Annotated in this window: 3 protein-coding genes; 2 read left to right on the forward strand and 1 reads right to left on the reverse strand. The window is 69.8% G+C overall.

The genetic code is table 11. The features are described from left to right. Positions 1–53 precede the first annotated feature (53 nt). Entirely contained in the window at positions 54–1,472 is a 1,419-nt protein-coding gene (locus tag RIN80_RS25235) for an ArsA family ATPase (protein ID WP_309097948.1), read from the forward strand. Between the two features lie 112 nt (positions 1,473–1,584). Here RIN80_RS25235 and wblA read toward each other — a convergent pair whose 3' ends face one another. Then, positions 1,585–1,923 carry a transcriptional regulator WblA gene (wblA, locus tag RIN80_RS25240; protein ID WP_179272479.1) on the reverse strand — a complete coding sequence of 113 codons (339 nt, stop codon included), beginning with the start codon at positions 1,921–1,923 and terminating at the stop codon, positions 1,585–1,587. Positions 1,924–2,331: 408 nt separating this feature from the next. On the opposite strand from wblA, the gene RIN80_RS25245 reads away from it, so the two are divergent. After that, entirely contained in the window at positions 2,332–4,650 is a 2,319-nt protein-coding gene (locus RIN80_RS25245; RefSeq protein ID WP_309097949.1) for a transglycosylase domain-containing protein, read from the forward strand. Positions 4,651–4,658: the final 8 nt, after the last annotated feature.

Consider the following 4,658-nt stretch of genomic DNA (forward strand, 5'->3'; position numbering starts at 1 on the left):
GCCGGACAGGCCGGACAGGCAGAGCTCGTCACGAGTCGGAAGCAGGGGATGTCATGAGCCGTCCGGACCCGGTGCACGCGCACGACGCGACCCGCCCCCGCCTCGCCCCCGCGCGCCTGCTGGACGTGGATCCGCTGCTGGCGGACCCGAAGACCCGGATCGTGGTGTGCTGCGGCTCGGGCGGCGTCGGCAAGACCACGACGGCCGCCGCCCTGGGCCTGCGCGCGGCCGAGCGGGGCCGCAAGGTCGTCGTGCTCACCATCGACCCGGCCCGCCGTCTCGCCCAGTCCATGGGCATCGACTCCCTGGACAACACCCCGCGCCGGGTGAAGGGCATCGACGACTCCGCGGGCGGCGAGCTGCACGCGATGATGCTCGACATGAAGCGCACCTTCGACGAGATCGTCGAGGCGCACGCGGACCCCGAGCGGGCGGCCGCGATCCTGGGCAACCCCTTCTACCAGTCGCTCTCGGCGGGCTTCGCGGGCACGCAGGAGTACATGGCGATGGAGAAGCTCGGGCAGCTGCGCGCCCGGGACGAGTGGGACCTCATCGTCGTCGACACCCCGCCGTCGCGCTCGGCGCTGGACTTCCTGGACGCGCCCAAGCGGCTCGGGTCGTTCCTGGACGGGCGGCTGATCCGGCTGCTGACGGCCCCGGCGAAGCTGGGCGGCCGCGCCGGGATGAAGTTCCTGAACGTCGGGATGTCGATGATGACCGGCACCCTCGGCAAGCTGCTGGGCGGTCAGCTCCTGAAGGACGTGCAGACGTTCGTCTCCGCGATGGACACCACCTTCGGCGGCTTCCGCACGCGCGCGGACGCGACGTACAAGCTGCTCCAGGCGCCCGGGACGGCGTTCCTCGTGGTCGCGGCCCCGGAGCGGGACGCGCTGCGCGAGGCCGCCTACTTCGTGGAGCGCCTGGCCGCGGAGGACATGCCGCTGGCCGGTCTGGTGCTCAACCGGGTCCACGGCAGCGGCGCCGACGGGCTGTCGGCCGAGCGGGCCCTCGCCGCCGCGGAAAATCTTGAAGAGCCCCGCATTGTGGATCAGGAGGGCGGGAAAGCAGTACTTCGTAACTCCCCCGACGCACAGGACAGTTCAGACTCTCCCACGCCCGAGACACCAGCTCGCGCCGCTGGTCCGGCAGCCGACGGTGGCTCCCCCGCCGAGGACGCCCAGGACACAGCGGACGCCGAGGACCCGCAGGCGTCCGGCTCTGCCGAGCGGTCCGTCGACCAGCTCACGGCCGGCCTGCTGAGGCTGCACGCCGACCGGATGCACATGCTGCACCGTGAGCAGCGCACGCGTGACCGCTTCACCGCGCTCCACCCGGAGGTGGCCGTGACGGAAGTGGCCGCGCTGCCCGGCGATGTGCACGACCTCGCGGGACTGCGCGCCATCGGCGACCGCCTGGCGGCCAACGAGCGCGAGCTGCCCGACGCCTCCGTGCTGCCCGAGGCGAGCGCCTGAGCACCGTCCGGTGGCTGAGCACCCCGGGCGATCCGAGCACCGTCCGTGGCGGGTGCGGTGACGGCGAAGGGCCCGTGAAGGGCCGTCGGACCTGCGGAGCTCCCGGAGAGGCTCAGCTCACCGCCGCGTAGTTCTCGTAGATCTCGTCGTCGTCCAGGGGCACGACACCCGTGCCGCGCTCGTACTCCGTGCGCGCCGTCTCCAGCAGCCGGCGCCAGGAGGTCACCGTGGGCCGCCTGCGCAGCAACGCGCGGCGCTCCCGCTCCGTCATGCCTCCCCACACGCCGAACTCGACGCGGTTGTCCAGCGCGTCGGCCAGGCACTCCGTACGCACCGGGCATCCGGTGCACACCGCCTTGGCCCTGTTCTGCGCTGCTCCTTGAACGAACAGTTCATCCGGATCGGTAGTGCGGCAGGCCGCCTGCGCACTCCAGTCGGTTACCCAGCCCATACCGGCGCCGTCCTCTCCCGAATCGAGGCTCCCCCACGGCGGCAGCGGCATATTCACCGCCGCCAGTTGAGGACGTTACGGAAGGTGGGCACAGCGCAACACCCCCAGCGGGCCCAATCTTGAATGGCCCGAACGGACTATGGGTAAGCGGCAGATCACCCGGGGGAGTGAGGTGGCGACATACATGACTTTCCCGTCAAAACGGGGCAGTTCAGTTGCGTCACACCGGACGACGCATGACACAGAAGGCGGATTCGGACACGTCCCCACCAAAGAAGTCGGGGAACACCCGGAACGATTCGGGGTCGCCGGACGTATTGATACGTGGCCTCACTGCTGTGACAGTCGGGAGCAGCTTAGGCCAAGGCATATACGCGTGTCCGGCGATTGAGAACGTAGGCTGCCCTCATGCCAAAGAAGCGCTCGGGCGGTGGTCTGTCTCCCACGCAGCAGGCCGCCAAGTTCCTCGGTGTCAGTGTCCTCGCGGGGGCCGTGCTGGCCGGCATCGCGCTGCCCGCGGTGGGCGCGCTGGGGCTGGCGGCGAAGGGATCGGTCGAGAGCTTCGACGAACTCCCGGCCAACCTCAAGACCCCGCCGCTGAGTCAGCGGACCACCATCCTCGACGCCGACGGCGGCCAGATCGCCACCGTCTACTCGCGCGACCGCACGGTGGTCCCCCTCAAGGACATGTCGCCGTACATGCAGAAGGCGATCGTCGCGATCGAGGACTCGCGCTTCTACCAGCACGGCGCGGTCGACCTGAAGGGCGTGCTGCGCGCCCTGAACAAGAACGCGCGCAGCGGTGAGGTCGCCCAGGGCGCCTCGACGCTGACGCAGCAGTACGTCAAGAACGTCTTCGTCGAGGAGGCGGGCGACGACCCGACGAAGGTCGCGCAGGCCACCCAGCAGACCATCGGCCGCAAGATCCGCGAGCTCAAGTACGCGATCCAGGTCGAGGAGGAGCTGGGCAAGAAGAAGATCCTCGAGAACTACCTGAACATCACCTTCTTCGGCCAGCAGGCCTACGGCGTCGAGGCCGCGGCCCGGCGCTACTTCTCCAAGTCGGCCAAGGACCTGAACGTCCAGGAGGCGGCCCTCCTCGCCGGCATCGTCCAGTCGCCCAGCCGCTACGACCCGGTCAACGACGAGGCCGAGGCCACCAAGCGCCGCAACATCGTGCTGCGCCGCATGGCCGAGGTCGGCGACATCTCCCGGGCGCAGGCCGCCGCGGCGACGAAGACCCCGCTGGGCCTGAAGGTCAGCAAGCCCAGGAACGGCTGCATCACGGCGGTCAAGGGCGCGGGCTTCTTCTGCGACTACGTGCGCGAGGTCTTCCTCACGGACCCGGTCTTCGGCAAGTCCCGGGAGGCCCGGGCGAAGATCTGGAACCAGGGCGGCCTCACGATCCGCACGACGATGGACCCGCAGGCCCAGGACGCGGCCCAGCGGTCCATCAAGGACCACGTCTACAAGAGCGACGAGGTGGCCACCGCCGCCACCGTCGTCCAGCCCGGCACCGGCAAGATCCTCGCCATGGGCCAGTCGCGTCCGTACGGCTTCAAGAAGAACGAGACGCAGATCAACCTGTCCGTCGACCAGTCCATGGGCGGCGGCATGGGCTACCAGCCCGGTTCGACGTTCAAGCCGATCGTGGCCGCGGCGGCCCTCCAGGACGGCATGCCGGCGAACAAGGTGTATTCGGCGCCGTACCAGATGGCCTACCCCTCGCCGGTCTCGGCGTGCGACGGCAAGACCTGGCAGAACAGCCGCAGCAACCCGGCCCGGCTGGAGAACGAGAACGAGTCCGAGGTCGGCCCGTACGACATGAAGGAGGCGACCGCCAAGTCGGTCAACACCTACTACGTGCAGATGATCAGCGACATCGGCATCTGCCCGGTGACGACCATGGCGAAGAAGATGGGCGTCGAGCGGGCCGACGGCCGCAAGATGGACCAGGCCCCGTCCATCGCCCTCGGCACGCAGGAGATGTCCCCGCTGACCATGGCGAACGCGTACGCGACCTTCGCCTCGCGGGGCATGTACTGCACGCCGGTCGCCATCGAGTCGGTCAGCCAGCGGGTCGGCGACGCGTCCAAGAAGCTGGAGGTCCCGAAGTCGACGTGCTCGCGCGCCATGTCGGAGGAGACCGCCGACACGATCAACGAGCTGCTGAAGGGCGTCGTCGAGGACGGCACGGGTTCGAAGGCGGGCCTCGGCAGCCGTCCCAGCGCGGGCAAGACGGGTACGACGGACGAGCGCTACGCGGCCTGGTTCGTGGGCTACACGCCGAACATGGCCGGCGCCGTGTGGGTCGGCGATCCCGCGCACAAGCGGAAGATGGTGAACATCACCATCGGCGGCCGGACGCACGGCAAGGTCTTCGGTGGTGAGGTCCCCGGCCCGATCTGGCGCGACATGATGTCCGGCGCGCTGGAGGGCAAGCCCGTCGAGCAGTTCAACGACGTCCACATCCCCGACGGCATCGACCGCGACCGCGGCGACGGCGACGGTGGGGGCGACGACGGCGGCCGGGACGACGGGAACAACGGCGACAACGGGGGCGGAGGCGGCGACGACGGCTTCGTCGGCGGTCTGGTCGGCGGCAACAACAACGGTGGCGGAGGCGGCGGCGAGCCCTTCCCGGCCCCGTCGTTCTCCATCCCGGAGGGCTTGTTCCGGGGGCAGGACAACGGGGGCGGCAACGGCAACGGAGGCCGTTTCGGCTGACCCCGCCC

The organism is Streptomyces sp., assembly GCF_031181705.1.
Classification (GTDB): Bacteria; Actinomycetota; Actinomycetes; order Streptomycetales; family Streptomycetaceae; genus Streptomyces.

Bases quoted from the DNA above. Each gene is read 5' to 3' on its own strand.
- RIN80_RS25235 (WP_309097948.1), top strand. From the start codon at position 54: ATGAGCCGTCCGGACCCGGTGCACGCGCACGACGCGACCCGCCCCCGC.
- wblA (WP_179272479.1), bottom strand. From the start codon at position 1,923: ATGGGCTGGGTAACCGACTGGAGTGCGCAGGCGGCCTGCCGCACTACC.
- RIN80_RS25245 (WP_309097949.1), top strand. From the start codon at position 2,332: ATGCCAAAGAAGCGCTCGGGCGGTGGTCTGTCTCCCACGCAGCAGGCC.